The organism is Flavobacterium longum, from assembly GCF_965137575.1.
Taxonomy (GTDB): Bacteria; Bacteroidota; Bacteroidia; order Flavobacteriales; family Flavobacteriaceae; genus Flavobacterium; species Flavobacterium longum.
In genome coordinates this window covers 221,174-243,507 of sequence record NZ_CBCRZJ010000001.1, presented here as the reverse complement: position 1 = coordinate 243,507, position 22,334 = coordinate 221,174, and the positions used below count along the sequence as shown (strand labels likewise).

Annotated in this window: 14 protein-coding genes; 1 reads left to right on the top strand and 13 read right to left on the bottom strand. The window is 43.2% G+C overall.

Translation table 11 applies throughout. From position 1 onward, the window contains the following. The 5 genes from ACM9J1_RS01080 to ACM9J1_RS01060 all read right to left on the bottom strand — a co-directional run bounded on the left by ACM9J1_RS01080 (position 1) and on the right by ACM9J1_RS01060 (position 9,845). Entirely contained in the window at positions 1–4,341 is a 4,341-nt protein-coding gene (locus ACM9J1_RS01080) for a CusA/CzcA family heavy metal efflux RND transporter (RefSeq protein WP_415579996.1), read from the bottom strand. A 94-nt stretch (positions 4,342–4,435) separates the two neighbouring features. Further along, positions 4,436–4,753, bottom strand: coding sequence for a DUF6660 family protein (locus tag ACM9J1_RS01075; protein WP_415579995.1), 318 nt, complete (start codon positions 4,751–4,753; stop codon positions 4,436–4,438). Between the two features lie 66 nt (positions 4,754–4,819). After that, positions 4,820–6,559, bottom strand: a complete 1,740-nt coding sequence (locus ACM9J1_RS01070; RefSeq protein WP_415579993.1) for a hypothetical protein — start codon at positions 6,557–6,559, stop codon at positions 4,820–4,822. Between the two features lie 2 nt (positions 6,560–6,561). After that, positions 6,562–8,421, bottom strand: a complete 1,860-nt coding sequence (locus ACM9J1_RS01065) for a hypothetical protein (protein ID WP_415579991.1) — start codon at positions 8,419–8,421, stop codon at positions 6,562–6,564. 113 nt (positions 8,422–8,534) lie between these two features. Further along, complete coding sequence (locus tag ACM9J1_RS01060) at positions 8,535–9,845, bottom strand: phage integrase SAM-like domain-containing protein (RefSeq protein ID WP_415579990.1); 1,311 nt, start codon at positions 9,843–9,845, stop codon at positions 8,535–8,537. 301 nt (positions 9,846–10,146) lie between these two features. Here ACM9J1_RS01060 and ACM9J1_RS01055 point away from each other — a divergent pair, with 301 nt between their 5' ends. After that, a complete protein-coding gene (locus ACM9J1_RS01055) occupies positions 10,147–10,710 on the top strand; it encodes a hypothetical protein (protein ID WP_415579988.1) in 564 nt (187 codons plus the stop codon). Between the two features lie 57 nt (positions 10,711–10,767). Here the strand turns inward: ACM9J1_RS01055 and ACM9J1_RS01050 are convergent, their stop codons facing one another. The 8 genes from ACM9J1_RS01050 to dinB form a co-directional block, all read right to left on the bottom strand. Then, positions 10,768–11,253 carry a JAB domain-containing protein gene (locus ACM9J1_RS01050; protein WP_415579986.1) on the bottom strand — a complete coding sequence of 162 codons (486 nt, stop codon included), beginning with the start codon at positions 11,251–11,253 and terminating at the stop codon, positions 10,768–10,770. 16 nt (positions 11,254–11,269) lie between these two features. Then, positions 11,270–12,172, bottom strand: coding sequence for a hypothetical protein (locus tag ACM9J1_RS01045; protein WP_415579985.1), 903 nt, complete (start codon positions 12,170–12,172; stop codon positions 11,270–11,272). Between the two features lie 56 nt (positions 12,173–12,228). Then, entirely contained in the window at positions 12,229–12,393 is a 165-nt protein-coding gene (locus ACM9J1_RS01040; RefSeq protein ID WP_415579983.1) for a helix-turn-helix domain-containing protein, read from the bottom strand. A 294-nt stretch (positions 12,394–12,687) separates the two neighbouring features. Then, on the bottom strand, positions 12,688–13,953 hold the full coding sequence (locus ACM9J1_RS01035; protein ID WP_415579982.1) for a tyrosine-type recombinase/integrase: 1,266 nt from the start codon (positions 13,951–13,953) through the stop codon (positions 12,688–12,690). A gap of 329 nt (positions 13,954–14,282) precedes the next feature. Further along, complete coding sequence (locus ACM9J1_RS01030; RefSeq protein WP_415579981.1) at positions 14,283–17,003, bottom strand: N-6 DNA methylase; 2,721 nt, start codon at positions 17,001–17,003, stop codon at positions 14,283–14,285. Then, positions 17,000–17,899 carry a DNA-methyltransferase gene (locus ACM9J1_RS01025; RefSeq protein WP_415579980.1) on the bottom strand — a complete coding sequence of 300 codons (900 nt, stop codon included), beginning with the start codon at positions 17,897–17,899 and terminating at the stop codon, positions 17,000–17,002. Before ACM9J1_RS01025 ends, ACM9J1_RS01030 begins: the two co-directional genes overlap by 4 nt. Before the next feature lie 189 nt (positions 17,900–18,088). Then, a complete protein-coding gene (locus ACM9J1_RS01020) occupies positions 18,089–21,145 on the bottom strand; it encodes a DNA polymerase III subunit alpha (RefSeq protein ID WP_415579979.1) in 3,057 nt (1,018 codons plus the stop codon). Position 21,146: 1 nt separating this feature from the next. Continuing rightward, positions 21,147–22,301, bottom strand: a complete 1,155-nt coding sequence (gene dinB / locus ACM9J1_RS01015; RefSeq protein WP_462916984.1) for a DNA polymerase IV — start codon at positions 22,299–22,301, stop codon at positions 21,147–21,149. Between the last annotated feature and the right edge of the window lie 33 nt (positions 22,302–22,334).

Below are 22,334 nucleotides of genomic sequence, written 5' to 3'. Positions count from 1 at the left end.
TTATTGATTTGTCAGGTATTGGATGTTGATAATGGTCTGATTGTATTGGCGTATCGCGTCGGCGTAGTTGACTAAAATGCCATTGGCCGTTTCGAGGTTTTGCACGTATTCGACGTACGAAATATCGCCGTTCTGATAAGCCTTCGTCGCATTGGCGGTAATCTTTCGCGCATTGGGTTCGGCGGTGTCGCGATAGTATGCAATCAGCGTTTGATAAGTTGCAAGTTGCTCGGTTTGTTCAACCAGTCGGCTTTTGAGTTCGTTTTGTACATACGAAGCGTTTTCCCTTTCGCGTTCGATGCCGATTTTGGCAGCTTTGGCCTTTGCCGCACTGCCGCCGAAAAAGATCGGGACGGAAATGCCTGCCGTAAACCCTTGAAAGCGCAAAGCATCATCGTAATATCGTGGCGTGCCGTCGACATCCTGATTCCCTGTAATGGATTGAATGAAGTAGCCCACCGAAATATCCGGCCATAACGCGGCCTGTTCTGCCTTGCGTGTTGCTGTTGCAATGTCGACCTGCTTTTCGGCCAATTGAAATTCGGGGTTTTGCTTCACTGCGGTCGTGTCGGTCATTGCTGCCGAAGGCAACGGGATAAAAGCGGTATCGGCAATAACAAAATCATCCTTGAGATTTAGGAACAATTTCAGACGGCTTCGCTCAATTTTCATTTGCCCTTCGTTTTGCTTGATGCGTTGCTGCAATTCCAATTGCTTTGCCGTCGCGACATTCTTTTCGAGTGAGTTCGTTTCACCGACGCGGAATTTCACATCAGCGGAACGGACAAATTTGTCCATCACGGCAGACTGTTTCGATAAGATTGTGTTCAGCTTGCCATAATACAGCAAGTTATTCCACGATTCGCGGACGGAATATGCAACCTGTTGTTTCGTCATCGCCGAACGCAGTTGGCTTGCGTCGCTGTTTTCTTTAAGCAGCCTGCGCGTTGCACCAATTTTGAACGGGTTGATACTTTGCGAAATCGAAAGGTTTTTGTCCTGCGCCGACGAGTTGATTTGCCCGAACGTGCCGGAAAGCTCCGTTTTTGGAATATCCCAAGCCGAACCGATCAACTTGTTTTGCGCTTGTACATCCAACTCCGAAGCACGGACGCTTTGGTTGTTTTTATAAGCGAGTTCCAATGCTCGATTTACATTCAATGGTTGTTCCTGTGCCGAACCGACAGCAGGCAACGCCAAAGCGAATAACAACAAAATTGTCACAGCTTTTGGCTTGATTTTGATGCCGCTCTCGACGAAATAGTACAATATCGGCAAAACAATAAGCGTCAATAATGTCGCGGTAATCAATCCGCCGATAACGACGGTTGCCAACGGCTTTTGCACTTCCGCACCTGCGCTTGTACTGATCGCCATAGGCAAAAAGCCCAACGATGCGACGGCTGCCGTCATAATGACTGGACGCAAACGGACTTTCGTGCCTTCGCGGATTCGGTCGAATATGTTTTCCATACCTTCTGATTTGAGTTGATTGAAATAGCCAATGAGGACAATGCCGTTTAGTACGGCTACACCGAACAGCGCAATAAAGCCAACGCCTGCCGAAATGCTGAATGGCATCCCACGCAGCCAAAGCGCCAATACACCGCCGATTGCCGACAATGGAATCGCGGTGAATATCAAAAGCGCCTGTTTCATCGATTTGAATGTGAAGAAAAGCAGCACAAGGATGAGCGCCAGTGCGACAGGTACGGCAACGGCCAAACGTTTGTTGGCATCGATGAGGTTTTCAAACTGTCCGCCGTAAGTCAGGTAATAACCCGCGGGCAATTTGAGTTGCGCATTGAGTTTTTCGCGAATATCTTCGACAACCGATTCGACGTCGCGGCCACGCACGTTAAACCCGACAACGATACGGCGTTTGCCGTCCTCGCGGGAAATCTGCATTGGGCCATCTTCGTATTGCACGTCGGCAATTTGTTCGAGCGGGATTTGGTTGCCCGATGGCAATGTGACAAACAGCGACTTGATATTTGCAATATCGCCACGGCTATTTTCGGCCAATCGCACTACGAGGTCGAAACGTTTTTCGCCTTCGTAAATCGTGCCTGCCGATTCTCCGGCAAAGCCCATCCGCAAAACCTTGTTCAATTCGCCGATTTTAAGCCCGTAGAGCGCCAATTTGTCTTTATTGTACCGAACGGTTATCTGTGGCAATCCGGCGACGCGTTCGGCCTTTGCATCGCTTACGCCTTCGACGGTGTTGATGATTTTGAGCGCTTCATCGCCTTTGCCAACGAGCAAGTCAATGTCTTCGCCGTAAATCTTGACAGCGACATCGCTGCGCACACCTGTCATCAGTTCATTAAATCGCATTTGAATCGGCTGCGAAAATTCGGTGGTTGCACCAGGAATGTCATTAAGCGCGGCTTCCATCTTTTCCATCAGTTCTTCTTTGGTATCGGCTGAAGTCCATTCGCTTTTATCCTTCAATAAAATGATGAGGTCGGCAGCTTCAACAGGCATCGGATCGGTCGGGATTTCAGCCGAACCGATTTTGGCGACAACCATTTTGACTTCGGGAAACTTTGCCTTTAGTATTCGTTCGGCTTTCAACGTTGCATCGACTTCCTGCGAAAGCGAACTGCCCGATGCAATGATGAGGTGCGTCGCAACATCGCCTTCGTCAAGCGTCGGGATAAATTCGCCGCCGAGACTGTTGAAAAGCAAAAGCGCCGCGATGAACAATGCGACCGACACGCCGACAATTGTTTTCTTGATTTTAAAAGACCTTTCGAGCAATGGTTTATACCAACCGTGCAGCCTGTCCATAATTTTATCGCTGATGTTGCGCGTGTGTCCTGTGTTCTTGCTCAATGCAAGCGCGGACATCATCGGCACGTAAGTCAGTGAAAGGATGAAAGCGCCGAGAATAGCGAACGATACCGTTTGCGCCATCGGGCCGAACATTTTGCCTTCAATTCCTGTAAGCGCCAAAATCGGCAAATAGACAATCAGGATGATGAGTTCACCAAATGCGGCGCTTCCCCTGATTTTCGAGGCGGCTTTATAAACCTGTTTGTTCATTTCACCTTGCGAAATTCGTCCTTTGTTGACGGTTTGCAGTCGGTGCATAATCGCTTCCACGATAATGACCGCGCCGTCTACAATCAACCCGAAGTCAATTGCGCCGAGGCTCATCAAGTTGCCCGATACGCCGAAAATGCGCATCATCGCAATGGCAAATAGCAAAGAAAGCGGAATGACCGACGCGACGACCAAGCCTGCACGCCAGTTGCCGAGCAGTAACACAAGGATGAAAATAACGATCAATGCGCCTTCGATGAGGTTTGTTTCGACGGTGCGGATGGCTTTGTCGACCAACTTTGTCCTATCCAAAAACGGTTCGATGGTCACGCCTTCGGGAAGCGACTTTTTGATGCGTTCCATTTTCTCGGTCACGCGTTGGACGACTTCGCCACTGTTTTCGCCTTTGAGCATCATTACCATTCCCGATACTTCTTCGCCTTTGCCGTCTTTGGTTACTGCGCCGTATCGAATCGCGCTACCAATGCGGACATCGGCCACGTCGCGAATCAGGATTGGGATGCCGTTTTGGTTCTTGACGACGATTTTTTGGATGTCGTCAATTGATGAAGCCATACCGACACCACGAATGAAATACGCATACGGCTTTTTGTCAATGTACGCGCCGCCCGTGTTTTCGTTATTGGTTTCGAGCGCATCGAAAATTTCGGTGATCGTCGTGTTCATTCCTTTGAGCTTGTCGGGCTGCACGGCGATTTCGTATTGTTTGAGATTTCCGCCGAGCGTGTTGACTTCCGCAACGCCGGGCGTTCCGATTAACTGCGGTTTGATAATCCAGTCTTGGATTGTGCGCAATTGGGTCGCGTCATACTTCTCCTCGTAGCCTTTTTTGGGAAAGACTACATATTGATAAATTTCGCCCAATCCCGTACTGATTGGTGCGAGTTCGGGTTCGCCTGCGCCTTCGGGAATGACTTCGGCGGCTTCTTTGAGCCGCTCGGTAATTTGGGCACGCGCCCAATAGATGTCGACGTTTTCTTTGAAAACTACCGTGACGACACTAAGCCCGAAACGGCTGATGGAACGCAATTCCACAACATCGGGAATTGGCTTGACGGCCTGTTCGACAGGATAAGTGATGAATTGCTCGACTTCCTGTGTCGCCAATTTCGGCGAGGTCGTAATAATTTGAACTTGGTTATTGGTGATGTCCGGCAGCGCATCGACGGGTAACGTCGATACTGAATAAATGCCTGCAATGACGAGTACCAACGTAAACAGCCCCACGATGAATTTGTTGTGGATGCTGAAATGGATGATTTTGTCTAACATTTCTTTGCATAATGATGAAACGATAAGGATTGGTTATCCCTTTAACACGGCGCAAAAGGCCGTAAAAAGTCTCCCGGAAATTATCCGGGCATCATTATGAAAGTTGTGGTGGCTGCCAAATACTATGTTGGTAGCTTGAAACGAGTGTTGATTTGTACAACGACGCTGCCTGCGTTACCACTTGGCTTTTTGGCTTTGCAACAAAAGGAAGTGTCGGTGCGTAGTTGAGCATATACGTTCCGCAGCAGGCGCAGACGCAAAACGGAGAACATAAGTCCTGATGGTCGTCAGCGTGTTTTTCTTGGTTTGTGATTTCCTTTTTGGCGGTGGCCGTAATGTTATCGCCATCGGCGCACGGCAATGCCGAAAGCGCTGTGAAGTAGAATGATAGGATGATGACGAAAAGTTTCACAGGTCAAAAATAACGTTTTTTATGTACGCAGAACGCAAATTAAAGTTAACAACTGAATTTATTAATCTATTCTTTGACTTGCGTGATTGAGCCTATGTTTCTCCACTTGTCAGGAAAATACGGCGTCATAAAATAAATATGCGCTAAGTTTCTCAAAAATGGGTATCCTGCCTTATCAGTCCTGTAATCATATTCGAACTCAGATTTCCGCTTTTCAATTTTGTTTTTAAAATCAGGAAAAGTCAATTCTTCAGAAAAGTTTTTTGTCAATGATAAACCTGATTGATAGCCATCATTCACTGACTTCGAAAACAACTGTTCGTCAAGATCATTTTCTTTGTCAGTGACCAAATGTAACGCCGAAGAGTTTTTTCCCGTGAACGGCACGAACACACCCAATTCTATTTCGTGCTTTTTCACGAAGTCTCGCAACCTCAAATATTCGCTTTCCATATCAAGTATAGCTAAATATTCAAACATAACCGCAAGCAATGGTGACGTACTATCAGAATAATAAACGGGTTTGCTTCCTGTGACCGTAAAACGAATTACATTCTCAATATGGTTATTTGCATCGGGCAGCATATCATATTTCTCTTTAGCGTATATGATCGACCCAATCACCGCCGAAAGGTAATTTCTCGCACTTTCTATATTATTACATTCAATAAACAAATTCAATATACTCACTATAGCCACTGAATGATGGTCAATAAGCGGCCGCGCGGAAACGGTATTTTGGTTTATAATTTTTATCAACGTAGTAAGCATTGACGCGTCGTGCTTCTTATCGTAATATCGAACGATGGTGTAAAAGAAAGTAAAGTATTCAAGATATTCGAAAGTTCTTTTAGTAAAGCCAATTTGTTCGTAGCGCCCAGCAAATTCGGAAAACACGCCGTCCTTTAAAGTCGCGATAGGTATAGTCCTTTGAAAATATTCTGTCAAAATTTGAAAATACTGCTTCAAAATCTGATCAAAGTATATGACGACATTTTTATTCTCCTCAAGTTTGTTTTTAAGTATCCAATGCCAGAATTTAATCAGCAGATGAGTACAGTATCGCTTCGCAATTTCAAGGTTATTATATTCTTTTGATTCAGTGTAGATAACAAATCCGATTAACTTTAAACTACCAAATAAAAGTTGCCATTTTCTGGAAATCTTTTTGGTCGGTGTCCATTGTTCACCTAACAAAATATCGAGTAACTCGAAATAATCTTTTGAAATTCCGTCGGTCACGTTGAGGTTGAGAAGAGCACGATTAAAAAGTCGTGTTGTCCGAGTATCGACAAGCAAGTATGCGCCGAAAAGTTTTTCTGAAAAATATACTGTGAGGCGAGATATATCCCACCGATCATAAGATATTTGTGGGTTTAGCGATTGCAAATTGGTCAAAAAACTCTCAAACGTTGGTTGGACGTTTCCTTTGATTATCCCGTTGTGGACGATAACAATTTTAAGAGGCAAATTTTCAAACTCAGGAAATGCCGATACGAATTTATTATAAGATGCTTCGGTCAAAGACTGTTGAATTCCGTCATCGCCGTAAAAATTCTTCTGCGTAATATCTCTGTCCGCCCCTCCTTTTAATTCGAAATAAAAACGTCGTTTCACATTGTCTTCAGGATCGACACCAACCGCTACAATGTCTTTACCATATTCCGAAAGACCAACAAACTCTGTAGGTTTCGAAAGTACATTGAAACCCATCGCTTCAAGAAGCATTGGGAATATATAATTTAGTTCATTTCGCTCCGTCAAAGATTCGAGATATTCCTTGACAATCAGGTTTTTTATGTCCACAATTAAAGATTTTCAAGCTTTCGTTCAAATGCAAGCGGGTTTTTATATGCGTCGCCGTTTATCAATACACTCGACTGAATTAGTTGGAGAGGGACAATTTGTTTGTCATCGTCAGATTTGAAGGCTTTTCCACGAACAACGACCACGTCACGTAGCATTGATAAAAAGCCATCCTTTTTCGTGTTTTTCATTAGTGTCGCTTGATTTTCGTGTTCTAATCGGTAGTATAAATCCATTAAGTCCTGCTCATTTTCTCTCGGGTCTAAGTCTTTGACGGACACTTTAAATTCGCGCATTTTTTTATAGCTTTCAAGCGCATTTCTTAACGACTGTAATAGCTTTTTGTCACCTATTGGCGAAAGTTTATTCTCTGCAATTTTTAAAAGTGATTCGTGATAGGTATTAAAAATTAAATGTTCCAGTTTTTGCTGTAAATATTCGCGTACGGATTTGAACTTCGACTTTCTTAAATCTAATGCTATGGGGACAAGCTTCTCAATCGAGTGCGGGTACTCGCATAAACTTTCGACCGCGTTTAATTGTGCATTTTCTTCAACTAATTTTGTAACGTCAATCGGCAATGGGTGGCCGTGGCCTGCCAACATTATTTTGACGGCTAAAAAGCTCAGGTTCCTTTCTTCGAAAAGGCTTAAAATCAGGTTTTCTGTCTCCGTTTGCGATTCTGACCAGTAATTCAAAATCGAATGTTCAAAACGATCTATTGAAATCCTGAACCCTTTGTCTTGGTATAGGTCAACCAAAATGCCGAAAAGATATTTTGGGTTTTTTATCCGATAAAAGAAGTTCTCAAAAACTTTGAAATTTTGGGTATTATTCAAATACGATATTAGCATTTCATATTTTTCATCCTCATAATTTTCAAGTGCAAACATCACGTTTTCAAAAACTGCGTGTGCGATTTCTTGATTTTCAGACGCTATTAACTTATGCAACTTTTCTAAGTTTTCATCCCTTAAATTCACCGGACAGAATGCACTATTTAAAATTTTACAGATCAGCCAGGATTTTGACTTGATGACATTTGGCTCTTCACTGATTGACGTAGCAATTTTGCTTACCGCTTGTATTTCGACCGAAGTTTTAAAATCAAAACCTGCAAATGCTTTCAAACCCTCAATCACATCCTTTTCGATAAGGCTTTCGGCCAGCGAGAAAGCACCATTATTGCCAGCGTTGTATAACCCGATTAAAATATTTGGCGCGAATCCGGGAAACTGTAATATGTCATTATGCATCCCAAATGCAAACAAGTCAATTCCCATTTCAACATTTATTCCGCCGATGGCAAGGGCAAATTTGTAAACGTCGCTGCTGCGATCTTTGTTCTTTTCCATCACCTCGCAACAGGACTTAAAAATTATCTCGGTTGGGTAACCCGAGACAGGCAGAAAATGGAAATATGCCGATTCAAAACTTAAAAGATGATTTGGTCGTTTTTTATTCGAAATCAATAATGCGAACAAAAAATCGTAGACATCAGTTCCTTGGTTACTTCGAAGCAACACAAAATTGCGTAACCCCTTTATTAAATCGGAGTATGCGTTAATTGGCGCATTTGATGCGTAAATTTTTAGGCCGTCTTTAAACTGAGCGATGTACCCGAAGGCGTCTTCAATATCATCAGGCAAAGGCTTAGAAAGTAAATTGCGAGCGATTTCGAGTAGAGTTTCATTTACTTTAGCCGAATCGAAGTTAATCGAATATGTTCTATCGGGATTTTGAAGGACAACATTATTTTGAAGCAAAGTAGCAACATCAGAAATGTCAGTAGCAGGATACGATTTTCTATAATGCCTGAAATGGTGGTTCAATAATTTCGGAATGGCGTCGGTAAGTTTCATATTCCCAAATTTATGATTTTTGCTTTCCGTGCAGTCCCAAACTTGTCAACAATGTGTATTCCTCAATTTTTTTTGTGAAGCTAAAAAAAGCCCTGATTACGTCAGGGCTTGGTTTAAGCGGTCAAAGCGCGTAATAACGGTGGTGCGGATTTTGACTTTTCAGCCCAAATTTCCGCCAACTGAATCGCGTAATCCATCGGCTTCTTTCCAATGTATTCAAGAAACATAGTTTCCGTCGCGTGTCCCGTCACGCTCATCAGTAGCGGTGTTGGATATTCCCGTTGGGCATAAAAGTTTGTTGCAAAGCTTCTACGTCCGATATGCGAGGAAACCAACATCCATTTCGGGTAATTTCCTGTACCGTATTTTTTGGTTTGAGGATCGGTCAGATTTCCTTCGGTCATTTCGTCGATTTTAGCCATCGCGCAGACATCTTTTAACAATCTGTCGTAAAGAGCGCTGTTGCTTGACGGATTCTTTGCGAACACAGGCGGAAACTTGCCGTGTCGCTTACGCAGAATGTCGTCAACCTCGTAGTGTATCGGAATTTGAACCGTTTTCCCTGTTTTTTGCTGCGTGAGAACGACGAACCTATGGCCGCCGTGCTTTTCAATCATCTTCTCATTCATCCGTAACAGGTCACTCGCACGTTGCCCGAGAAAGCAAGACATTACGAGCCAATCGCGAGCAGCATCAAGTTTCTCATCCTTGTACTCAGTTGCCTTCAATTGTTCGATTTCATCAGGCGTAAGGGTAACAATAGGTGCTTTAATGGTAAATGCCCTAAAGTCATCGATTTGAGGGCTTACATTGATTCCGTTTTTTCGTGCGTGCAATACAATCGTTTTAACGAAGCCAAGATACCTTCCCGCCGTATTATCGCTAATGTTCTCAACAGTTTCGAGATATTCAAGAAAATTGTCCCGAAATGCCAAGTTAATATCGCGAACGAGCAACGGCCTGCCAGAATGAGATTCATAACCGCGAAGCTTTTCGACAATCGTATTGTACTTTGTCACCGTCGATGCGTTGACACCTTTCTTTCCTTTGGCCGAAATACTATACGGCAGTCGCTTGACGTAATGCTCGCCGTACGCAACGATGTAATCCAAGTTAGTCGGTTCAATACGGTCGTGAAATTTGTCGATGGTTTTCTCTAACCAGTCGCCGTCTATTTTCAGGCCTTTTTTGTCGTCGTCGGTGAATTGCTTCAATACGTGCGCTTCGAGGTCAAGCAATCTTGATTTTAAATTTTTACCGTCTGCGTCTTTGTCGTTCGGATAGCCCTTTGCCTTACTCCACGCTTTCGCATTGATAAATTCCCTTGTTTTACGTTTTGGGGTGTTTCCCTTCCCGACAGATAGCCGAAGGTAAATCGGTGCGTTCTCGCGCTCGCTTTGCAGCATAAATTTAATTGTCGCCATTGGATGAAAATTTGTATAAGGCAAATGTATAAATTAAAACCATTTAGACAACATTAAGACAACATACATTGATTCTGTTTGAATTTATTTGAACCTATTTAGACTGTTAAAATGTAAAGTTTAACAGTATTAGTAAGGGTTTGTATTGCAGGTGTCATTAAACAGGATTAAAGAAATACAACTGTTGTAGTCCCTCTTTCTCCGCTGAATGAGAGCAAGCCCCGTCTAGGATTACAGACGGGGCTTTTCTTTTGGTACAACATAGGTACAACTTTACAGGTACTAACTAAAAGGGATTGAAATGCACGGATTACTGGAAATGACTTTTGTCAGCGAAATTGTGCTGCAAACAAAAATCGCAAAAAAAGCGGCTGAACGTCTTCAAGCTGCCAATGAAAATTTAGACAGCATCGAAGTTTGGGGTGCAATACAGTCTATTCTCGTCGCAACCGGAAATGTTTCGAAGATTCTTTGGCCGCCTTATAAGGCAGATCAAGAGCGTGGAGAAAAATTGCGGCAAGTACTGTGCGTCGAGAAAGACAATATGCTTTCCGAACGTAAATTTCGCAACCATTTTGAGCATTACGATAGCCGGATTGAAGATTATTTTAATAAGCAAGGCAATGGCGGTATTAACTATACTGATTTGGCGATGAATCCTTCTCTTAGCGAACATTTACTAGCCTTGCAATATGGGTCAGAATTCGCATCACAATTTAAATCACCATTAGATAATATTCATCGGGGATACAATTCATTTAATAATACCCTGATTTACTGGGGAGATGTGCTTGATTTGAATGAATTGATGAAGGCTTTAGATGTCATTCATGAGGCTTGCAAAAGATATGGTCATCATTGGTAATCGCAAAAAAGAACCCGCAAGACGTTAATCTTGCGGGTTTAAGTTTCATGACGAACTTTAGAACTTGAGTTGAACTGTGGGCATATACCCATCGTCTGACATGGACGAATAGGTGTTACGAGTCAATACGATATGGTCAAGTATAGAAATGTCCAGTACCTTCCCCGCTTCCGCAAATTTCCTCGTCAGGGATTTGTCGCTGTCGCTAAAGGTTTTATTTCCTGACGGATGATTGTGCGCAAGTATCATTCCGGTCGCCCTTGCTTTTAATGCAGTCGCAAAAGCAAGCCTTAAATCAACAGCACATTCGGAAATACCGCCCCAAGCAATAGTTGATACGCCCAAGACGCTGTTTTTTCTATCCAGCAGGACGATTTTAAACTGCTCCTGAAGTTCAAGTTTACCATCATCCCAAGTATTAAAGAGAAGTTTGTATGCGTCCAGCGAAGACTTAATGACAGGTCTGTCTTCCAGTTTCTGTTTGCTATGATAGACAAGTTGTACTTCAGTCACCTTCGTAAAATCCTGTTTTAGTTTCGGCATCGCATTTTCTCCTCTCTTAAAGTAAGTCCTTTTGCAAGTGCCAAGCATTGACACTTTTGAAAGGTGCGTACATCTTGTTCATTGGTGTAAACCCGATTTTAAGAATTTCCGCTGTGTCTTTCAGGTTTCTTGTCGCCATGACTCCAGCCGTATCGTTATTAAGCCATGTATTGATTTTGCGGTACGAGTAGTTTCTGATGTATGCGGTGGACATGGGCAGGCAGAATACCGAGTTTAAAATCAGCACATCCCCTTGAAAGTCTTCTCCATTGTGCATGACTGCTGACATGAAATCCATCATATCTTCAAAAATATGGATTTCATCGGCTGGCACTTTTGTACCGCGAACAAAAGAAATGCTTTGCGTACCGATGCTGCCTCGAAATACCCGATTGCGAAGCTCGAATCCTTCGCTCTCTGTCGAGAGGCCAAAGGCATAGAATTTTTTACCTGTATGCAAGTTTCTGACCAAGATTTCGTTCAGGTATTTCTTGGCAACCGCAATCGAAATACCTTTTGATTCAAGATACTTCACAAGCGCAGGGTACCTAAGTTCGGAAATTCTCTCAAAGCAAAGGGCTGGCATTGCTGTATTGTCATTTATCGAAGAAAACATGTCAGGCGCACTTGGCGTTTGCGGTGCGCTCATATTCATGAGCCAGCGGTAAATATCCGCATCTGTGTTATCTTCGCCGCTGTATTTAAGGTAGGAGCGCACGAACTCCACAACATCACCGCTAGCCCCTTCCGTCAGGTCATACCATGCATTATTCAGCTTATCGACGACAAAGCTGGCGGCCTTGTTATCATTGATTGGCGAAATGAAAAAGGTTTCGTTTCCGCTGTCTTTGACTGGCTCGTAACCGAGCTTTTTCAGGATTTCAGACATAACAATAGTGTTGGCTTCTTCTCTGTTCATGGAGATACCTCATAAATTTGATTGATAATTTTAGTAAATTTGGTTTTCTTTTGACCTTATGGTGTCAGGAAGGTCAGCAAAAACTGGTCGAGTACCGATTTACGGTAGCGTACCGAACGGCCAATCTTAATTGGCTTCAAATCATATCGCCTTGTACAGTCCCACACCGCTAACGTGTTGGGCTTGAAATTAAGATACCGTGCAGCTTCTTTTCGATTCATTAATGAATCTTTTTGCGTTACGTCTTCTCTGCAAAGATTGCTCTCAAAACTTCCGCCATCAAAATTTAAATCGGTCGTTTCATATTCCCTGTTAGTCTTTAGCATTTATTTCCCCCTATCAGTAACTACCCAAAGCTGTGTTGTTGCTTTGGCTCATATCCTTATTATGCATCGGTTTTGCAAAATCGGGCTGACTCACTTGTTTGATAAAAAACAAACAATGCCCGTAAACAAAGAACCACTCACACGAGCGTCAAATGACGATTTGAGATTACAAAGGGATTAGTAAATTTTTTATTGCAATGTGGTTGCAAAGAAATTTTTTTGGGATTTTTTTCGCACACAGGCTTTTGCAAAGTGAAATCGAATACCAGCAACTTTGAGCATTGCTTGCGTTGCCACTTCGACCGACTTGCGGACAGGGTCAAGATCAAGTCGGGAATAAATGGCCGTTGATTGCGGAGATTTGTGTCCGAGCGATTTCCCTACGATAATCAGACTTGCGCCCGTTCTCGCTTGCCAACTACCTAATGTGCGTCGGAGGTCATGAATACGCAATTCCTTGATATTTGCACGCTTTAAAATGCGTTCCCAGCCTTTCTTTGGCTCTATCAGATGCCCCGCTTTTCCTTCGCTGGGAAAAACATATTCAGACACCATATTCTGCGCCCGTTCAGTGAGAATCTGCAAAGCTTCATCACCGAGTGGAATAACTTGTGATTCTCCGTTCTTGGTTTTGGGTATGCGCCATTCTTTGCGCGGGAATGATATTTCTTCCCAACGCATAGACATCACATTCGCCCGTCTTGCACCCGTCAAAAGCGCAATCAGTAGAAAATCCCTGATTGTGGCGTTTTCTTCTTGCGCTAAAGACATAAAGAAGCGTGGGATCTCGTCGGCTTGCAAAAATCTGTCTCTGCTACGCTCAGTATTTTTTCTGACACCTTTAGCGGGATTGTTTTCGCATCGACCTGTATATATCCCCCAATTAAATACGGAAGAAATTAGTGCCAAGACTCTGTTAGCTGTACCGCCGCTTATGAGTTTTATTTCTCCGTCCTTTTTTATTTTCCGCTTTTTAGGCTGACTTGATATTGCTGAATGTAAATTAACAATATCAGTCCGTGAGATTTGCGAAACTTTCGTTTTGCCCAACGGTTTCTTTAAATACATTTCGTATTTACCCAAATCCTGCTTCCAAGTTCCTTTTTTTACTTTGGAATGCAATTCAATATAGTCGCTGAAAAGCTCGTCAAAATTCTTCTCTGCTTTGGTCACACGTTTTACTTGTGCGGGATTCATCCCCTGCGCAATCGCAGCTATAATCAATTTTGCTTCATCGCGGGCTGCCTTAACGGAAATGTCGCCAAATCTCCCAAGCGTTATGCGCTCGGACTGGCCATTTTTAATACGGCGATAAACACTAAAGGTCTTAATGCCATTATCCGTAACGCGGCACTGAAGTCCCAAGACTTGGGTGTCTTTAAGGTACAAACGTTTGCCTTTTTGCGGCGGTGAAATTGCTTCTAAGGAAGCTTGTGTAAAATTGAATTTGTCCATGATTTGATTTCTGGGTCTACGCTGGGTCTACATTTGATGTCAAAATCCATCATATACCAAAAAACAAAAAAGGCTATAAATTGTTGATATTACAGTGAAAATGAATGTCCGTAAAATTCCATAAATGACGTATTTTCAAAATCATAATCCTTTGGTCGGGGGTTCAAATCCCTCCCTCGCTACCAATCTTTTCAAACACTTACCAGCTTATTCTGAAAATAAACCTGCTATCGTATTTAGCTGGGTCTACGCTGGGTCTACATTAAAGCGACCTTCACCGAGTTTGTTGCAGTTTTACTCTATGCGTTGGTTCAATTAAGCAGACGCTCTTACTCTGTAGCTGTAAGGCGGATTTCCACTAAATGGAGCAATGAATCGTAGAGTAGGTTCACATCCAAATTTAATCCGAAAGATTCCATTACTACTTGGTCAAATGCTTTGCGGTCAGCCTGTTCCAGTTCATCTGCAATATTAGTTTGAATATCTCGCTCTAGTAATGGTGCAAATGCTTCTTTTATTGCGTCTGATTGAACTTGAGATAATGCCGCAGGATTTAGCATGTGCATGTATGATTCAACTCTATCTTTACTTAAGTCTAATGCGCCTTCGCCTCTGCCGAAGCCCATGCCTTCAATGATAAACATCGATATAGTAGAATTTAGCAATGCGTGAGCAAGGTCTACATCAATTTCATTTATAGGCACTAACCTTATCAACCTTTGGTCGGCGAAAGCTGGAGGATTAACTCGGCCAATGAATAGACGTTGACCGTAGTTTATAAACATCACGAGATCGGTAAGAGTGTCAGCACGCATTTCGTACCAACGCAATCGACTTGTTTGTAGTTTTGCTATTCTTGCTGGTGATTCATGGTGACGAATCCAATTCAAAGCTCCGGTATGTCCGAGCGCTTCTAATTCTTCGATTGAACGCGAACATGAGAAAGCCAATTTGACGGCTGGCGACGAAAGCCTTTTAAAATCCATCGGGCTTTTAGCAAGAGTTTCTAAATACTCTTCCTCAATGCCACTATCTACTGGTGGATAGAAGAAATCATTATCTCCTCGTCTTTCGCCACGCTTAAATTGAAAAATTTCATGCATTGGAACTAGAGGCAATTCTAATATCCAATCGCAATTTACAAACTGTGCATTACCAGCCAATCCAAGAGGTCTAAATAGACTTAGCTGTTCTTGTGGAATCGCTCTGATAGTCATGGTCTCATTTTGTGTCTGCCCTATTTCTATTTGAGCGGCAGCTAATGAAGCGGAATGTGCGTCGGCCAATTCTGTAAGTGGCCTAGTTAAGACAACGAATTTTGTCGGTAGCGGTACTTCGTCAGCAGCTACCTTTTTCTTCAAAATTAAAATATTTGTTACGACCTTGCTATTTTGAAACCATCGACCCGCACCCGAAGTGACTACGCTTTCCAAATGATAATTTTGGGATAACAATCTTAAAAAATCGTCACCCCAATCGGTGCCTAACCATGAATTTGTAATTATGATTCCAAGCTTACCGCCATCTTGGAGTAATGGTAGAAAGGAAAATGGTAAGTAAGCTGCAACATCTGCTCTCCCCGTAAACCTTTCACCTGCTTCACCAAAACCAGCCGCTATATTATGTAGGGCGTTACCATACTGTGCTCTTCCTTCTTGAGCCACAAATGGCAAATTGCTTACAATCGCGTTAAATGTTCCTAGTTCCTCTGTGAATAACACCCCATTTGATGGGTCACGAAAATCAATTTGCGTTTCAGGTGTCAGTGTAAAGGCATCGCGCTTAAATAATCTGATTGGCTGATGCATTAATGCAGGCTTTGCTAATGCAAAAGTCGCAATCTGGACAGCTTGAGGGTCTTGATCGCCCGCATACACTGTCCTTGAAATTTGTTGCCCGCTTATTCCCGCAGCAATCTTTTGCTCCATTGCTGCTCTAGGGATTGTGCCGCTTCCGCAGCATGGGTCTATAATTTTATCTTGTGATATGTCACCTACAGTAAGATAGACCAACAAACGAGCCAATTCTATTGGAGTAGGATATTGACCTCTTAGTTTTCTCGTCGCTACGAGTACCGTAGATTCTAAAATATTTGATAATTGTGCTTGGTCTACTGACCCTAATCTTAAGTCGTTCAGTAGGTTATTAAATTGCTTTAACTGATCCCAAGCGTCGTCCGATATATATACTAATCCGATACTGTCGGAGAATATTGTATAGAAATTACAATCCTCGGAAAGAATTCGGAATATCTCAAGTGCTTCGGCAGGAGTTGTTGTATCGGTTATATTGGCGACTTGCTGCGCTCTATTATCTGTTTCTCTAAGTATGTGCGCAAATAATAGTTTTCCTATCCAGTTTGATATAACCGCCTGTGCTAGCACATCTTCCATCACAGTGCCGCCATACTCTGCTTTAGAAGCATCCCACCACAAAATCATTTGAGCGCGAAAGCCTGCATTTGCAACAGAAGCAGCTCTAATCGCATCAGCGACTTGACCTGAATTTTCCATTATCAGCTGGGTTACGCCACCGCTCCGGTACGCATCGATAAATTGACGGCCGTTTATTATATTGTTGTCAAATAAATCATTTAAGTAATTGAAGATTTCGGTTGCTAATGCTTCCCAGCGAGCGCGATTACCAGCAACAACCGCTCTAGTAGTAAGGTCGTTAAGTTCGTTCCATTCACTTTCGAGAATAAATCTGCCGTTTGCTTGACGCACATACAGTCTAGCAGTGGTAACGTTCCAAAGCACGTAACTGTCAAGACCAAGAGCATTGGCTTTTAATTCGGCGTTACGTTTAAATTCTAAATTATCAATTGGAGTGTCCGGCATTTTAAGTTCCCAGCCTTGCAAAATTCTTGCTGTGGCTCGGTCACCAAATAACAGAACGTCGGGAAAAAGATTACCGCCGTCAACGCGAACTGTTTGCTCGCCTCCTGCGTCTTTTATTGATCGATTTTGTTGATTAGAAAGATGTTTAAGATGTCCAATTAAATCAATTGCCCAAGATCGCTCATTGTACGCGGCGTGAATTATACTCATATCGCTTTTTTGTTCTCGTAAATAATTGCATCAATATCTACCATTCCTTTGCGGTTAGGCTCGCCTGCGCGCGGAGAGGGTTGTAATGCGGAAAAAAGTGCTGGGGCTGGTTGGTTTTCTTTAAGTGCTTTTTCAACTTCTTGAAGACGCTCTTTTGCAACTTGCATATAGTCAATTTGACTTTCTTTAAAGAGATGCACCTCTTCGTTTTTCTCTATTCCAATAAATTTTCTTCCTTCTTGGGCTGCTGCAACTAAAAAGCTTCCACTTCCAAAGGCATTATCTAGTACAACATCGCCTTCGCCAGTAAACATACGAATTAAATATCTACCTAAGGCTATGGGTTTTTGTGTTGGATGCCAAACTCTTCCGCCTGCTTCACTCTCCGCTGTTTTGCAATAAACCGTATCTGTTGGAAATCTTTCACCATCACTCTTAACCTGAACAGGTTTAAAGTCATTATAACTTCCCGTGTATTGTGCCTTTCGAGTTCCTTTATTGTAGGGTTCTCCCGGCGACATTACAGGTCTGTATTCAGGCTGGCTGCCGTAGAAGATACAAATGTCTTCATGCTGTCTTAGTGGTTGACGGCGTGCATTTAGAAAGTTTGTTGGTTTACTTTTTACCCAAACAAATTTGTATCTGAACCAAGCTTCGTTACTAAGTATCAGTTTTGCTGTAAAAATGCCTTGCGAAGTCAATGCAATTACACCATTGGGCTTTATGATTCTTTTATATTCTGCCCAAAGTTCTTCTAATGGAATAACACTATCCCATTTGTTGCGAGTCGTGCCGTAAGGCAAATCGCATAGAATCATATCTACAGATTGGTCTGCGATGTTTTTCATAACTTGCAGACAATCGCCTTGGTGTAGTTCCCCGCCTAAATATCTCATATGTATTTGTTTCGTGAGACGTTTGCCTGCACGGGTTTTGTTATTATTATTTTTTTTATTCTTGGGCAAATGAGTGCTCTAGTTAAGAACGTTGAAAAATACGCATTTCTGGCCTTAATATTACCCTAATTTTGCAAAAATATGAAACTTAATGCAATTGTTTAGAATAATATTTAATCAAATGCGTGCTCAATCTCCCATAGCCTTTCTAGGCAAACCAATTTCATGCGGCTGTGGATAAGGAAAGCGATTTGTTGCACTAATATCCTGCTGCAAATTCTTCTGAACCTCAAATTGATGCCTTTTACTATGCGAATATCGCGGGTCAGGAATAAACGGCATCTTCGCCATTTTCGATACAACAATCGTCGGAAAATGATAATCAATTTGAACCTTGCCAAGCAATAGGTAAACCCCACCACCTTGAAAGCCATACCGTTGTAGGCTGTCTGCAAAATGTGCTGTGTCAAAATATTCGCCGTCCAAGTCAATCCATGTCCCGAAATACATATCACCCCTTTTGGTAGGCACTTGCTTTGTAGAAATCAAGTAAGCCAATATGCGCACTTCCTGATGATGAAAATTTACAAGTTCTTTCGCTCTCGCGCCGCCTCTGTACTTCGTTTGCAACAGATCAAAAGGCGAACAGGAAACAGGAAAGCTTAACAATTCGATTTCGTCGAAAGCGTCTTCAAAATCCGCACGCTCCACTTTGGGCAGTTTGTAGTCCTTCGTCGGTTCTTGAAGCAGCATAGGTTCACGATGTTGCGGCTTGAAGTTAACCAGCAACAGCCGCGCCGCGATAAGTAATTCGCCCTTTTCCTTTCCAGTAAAGCGAAACGCGCCAATCCAAATCAAGATTTGCACACCTTCTATGCCGATAGGTATGCGACGGATAAAATCGTCAAGCGAAAGATAATCGCCGTACTGATTGCGTTCTTCTGCAATCAATAATCCGATTTTTGCTTCAAGACCTTGCAAATGCATGAACCCAAGATAAATGTCACTTCCGTAAATATTCGTTTGGTATTCACTCTTATTTACACACGGATTGTTAATGTCCGCACCGGACATTCGCGCCTCATGTACATAAACTTCCGTACGATAAAACCCGCCCTGATTGTTAATAACCGCGACCATAAATTCGAGCGGATAATAAACCTTCAGATAAAGACTTTGGTAACTCTCGACTGCATACGATGCGGAATGCGCTTTGCAAAAAGAATACCCCGCAAAGGATTCAATCTGACGATACACTTCTTGGCTCAATTCTAGCGGATGTCCTTTCTTTTCACAGGATAAAAAGAAGTTGTCTTTTACTTTTTGCAACGCGTCTTTTGACCGTCCCTTCCCGCTAATGGCACGCCGAAGTACGTCACCATCGGCAGCGTCAAGCCCGCCGTAGTGAAGCGCAATCTTGATAACATCTTCCTGATAAACCATGACCCCGTAGGTTTCACCCAAATGCTGTTTAAAAACATCATGGAAGTATTCAAACTTATCGGGATTGTTATGCCTGAAAATATATTCGGCCATCATTCCCGACATGGCAACACCTGGGCGAATTACGGAAGATGCTGCAACCAGCGTTAAGTAGTTATTGCAGTTCAAGCGGCGCAGCAGTCCCCGCATGGCGGGGCTTTCGATATAGAAACAACCAATCGTTTTTCCTTTGCTCAAAAAACCATTTGCGGCTGTTTCATTTTTAGAAATAGTCACATCTTCAATATCCACACGAACGCCCGCGTTTTGCTCGATAATATCAACAGCATCGCGAATGCTTCCAAGCCCTCGCTGACTTAGGATGTCAAATTTGTCAAAGCCAATGTCTTCTGCTATATGCATGTCAAATTGGACAATCGGAAAGCCCTTTGGCGGCATTTCCAATGCCGTGTAGTTGGTGAGCGGTTCTTCAGAAATTAAAATCCCGCACGAGTGCATACTGCGCATATTGGGAAACTTCGTCAGCATATTTGCAAACCCGTAGATTTCCTTGACCACCGCATTATGGTCGTGCTTGTCAGGTCTTTGCTTTGAAAGCGCATCCAGTTCTTCTTTTGGAAGCCCGAAAACTTTGCCAAGTTCCCGAAAGATTGACCTGTATTTGAATTCTGCAATCGTACCGCAGAAAGCCACATGCTCGCGCCCGAAGCGGTCAAAAATATACTCAAGAATTTCGTCGCGGTTTTGCCAGCTCCAATCAATATCAAAATCCGGCGGGCTTTTACGATTCAAGTTCAAAAATCGCTCGAAATACAAATCCAGTTCCAGCGGGCAAATATCCGTTATGCCGAGGCAATAGCTGACAATACTATTTGCACCGCTTCCGCGTCCTACATGCATAAGACCACGACTTTTGCTGTATTGCACAATGTCCCAAGTAATCAGGAAATATGCACTAAAGTTTAAGGCATCGATAACCTTCAGTTCTCGTGCCACCCGTTCAGTGGCGGCAGCATGGCTTGAGCCGTACCGCTTCAATAAACCTTCTTTCGCAAGTTTGGTTAAAAGTGCGAGGTCGCTTTCCTTGCTTCCGGAATAGTGCTTTTTATTTTTAGGTGTCGAAAAATCATATTCAAAATTGCAATCGTCTATTAGCTTCTCGGTATTGGTTAACACTTGCGGATAATGGATATACTTTGCAAGCAAATGATCGAGCGGCAACATGACTTCCGACGGCTGGCAATAATCGGTTTCTGTCAGCTTTGATAAAATGACGTTATTGTCGATAGCGCGTAAGACCCGATGCAATTCATATTCCTTGCCGCCCCGATGTGTAACGGATTGCAGGACGACAATTTTATGAAGCTGTTCTAACCAAGTCTTTTGATAGAGAAGACTTATCTGTTCGGGACGCAAACCGATATATTCAAACGCTCTTAATTCCTGCGGTATATTTTCCAGCGGATAAATAACAGCAACATTTTCAAATTGTGGTGCTGTGGTCGGTAACGGTTGTCCCTTAAAATTGTGTTGCGTCAGAAATCGGCACAATTCGCCCAAGCCTTCACGGTTCTTGGCAAGCCCGATATAAAGCAATCCAGCTTCGCCGCGAAATTCCATCCCAACCAGCGGCTTGATAGAAACCGCTTTGCAAGCTTTTATAAAATCATATATTCCTGTGACCGTTTGAATATCTGTCAACGCCATAGCATTTGCACCGCAGGACACACCCAACGCCACGAGATCGTCAAGCGGTATCGTGCCGTATCGCAGGCTATGATATGAATGGCAGTTGAGATACATTTTATTTGTTTTTAAGTTTATTCCATGCGCCGCGTGCAATCGCATCTTGCCCAAATCGTCGCTTGATTTTGTCCATAGCTTGATAGAGCGACATCATTTCCTGCGTGTCCTCAAACATATCAATCTGATATGTTCCGCGTACAAGGCCGCTGAATTTAACTCCGACCATCCGTACACGCATCCGACGCTGATATAAAATATCAAAGAGGTCGAGAATGTGCCGCGTTAAAGTATGGTCGCAGGAAGTGTAAGTGATTTTACGCTGTTTGGGTTCTGTATCAAAATTTGCATACCGAACCTTCACCGAAACGGTGGAAGTCAACCAGCCTTCATCCCTTAATTGAAACGCCAGCTTTTCAACCATTCCGCTAAGACGCGCTTTCAGCCAAGCAATATCAATCGTATCTTCCGAAAACGTGTCTTCGGTGCTGATAGATTTTCTTTCCTTGTAAGGCTCAACTGGATTGTTATCAATACCGTTTGCTTTTCTCCAAATTTCCAGTCCGTTCTTGCCAAGTAATTGCTGCATGACTTCCGGCGACGTTTCGGCCACCGTCTGAATGGTACGCAAGCCCATTCGTGATAAATCCCTGAAAGTCACTTCGCCAACCATAGGGATTTTTTGTACAGATAAAGGATTGAGAAAAGGGCGCACGTCAAGTTCAGGAATATTCAGATTGCCACGCGGCTTGCCTTCGCCTGTACCAATCTTTGCAACAGTCTTATTCACGGACAGCGCAAAACTGATGGGCAATCCCGTTTCCTTTGTTACGGTTTGCGCCAATTCATTCGTCCACTTGTAGCAGCCGAAAACCTTATCCATGCCGCTGACATCAAGATAAAATTCGTCAATACTGGCTTTCTCGACAACGGGCGCACGTTCCTCAATGATTTCAGTAACTGTGTTTGACATACGGGAAAAATACTCCATGTCACCGCGCACAATCCGCGCTTGTGGGCATAGACGTAAAGCCATTTTAATAGGCATTGCAGAACGTACACCAAAAGCCCTTGCCTCGTAGGAGCAAGAGGCCACAACGCCTCTGTCACCGCCGCCTACAATTAGCGGGATGCCCAGCAGCTTCGAGTTCTGAAGCTGTGCGCAGGACACAAAAAACGTGTCCAAATCCATGTGTACGATTGACCTTGTTACCATGAGAACAAAATTAGTACAGATGAGAACAAAATG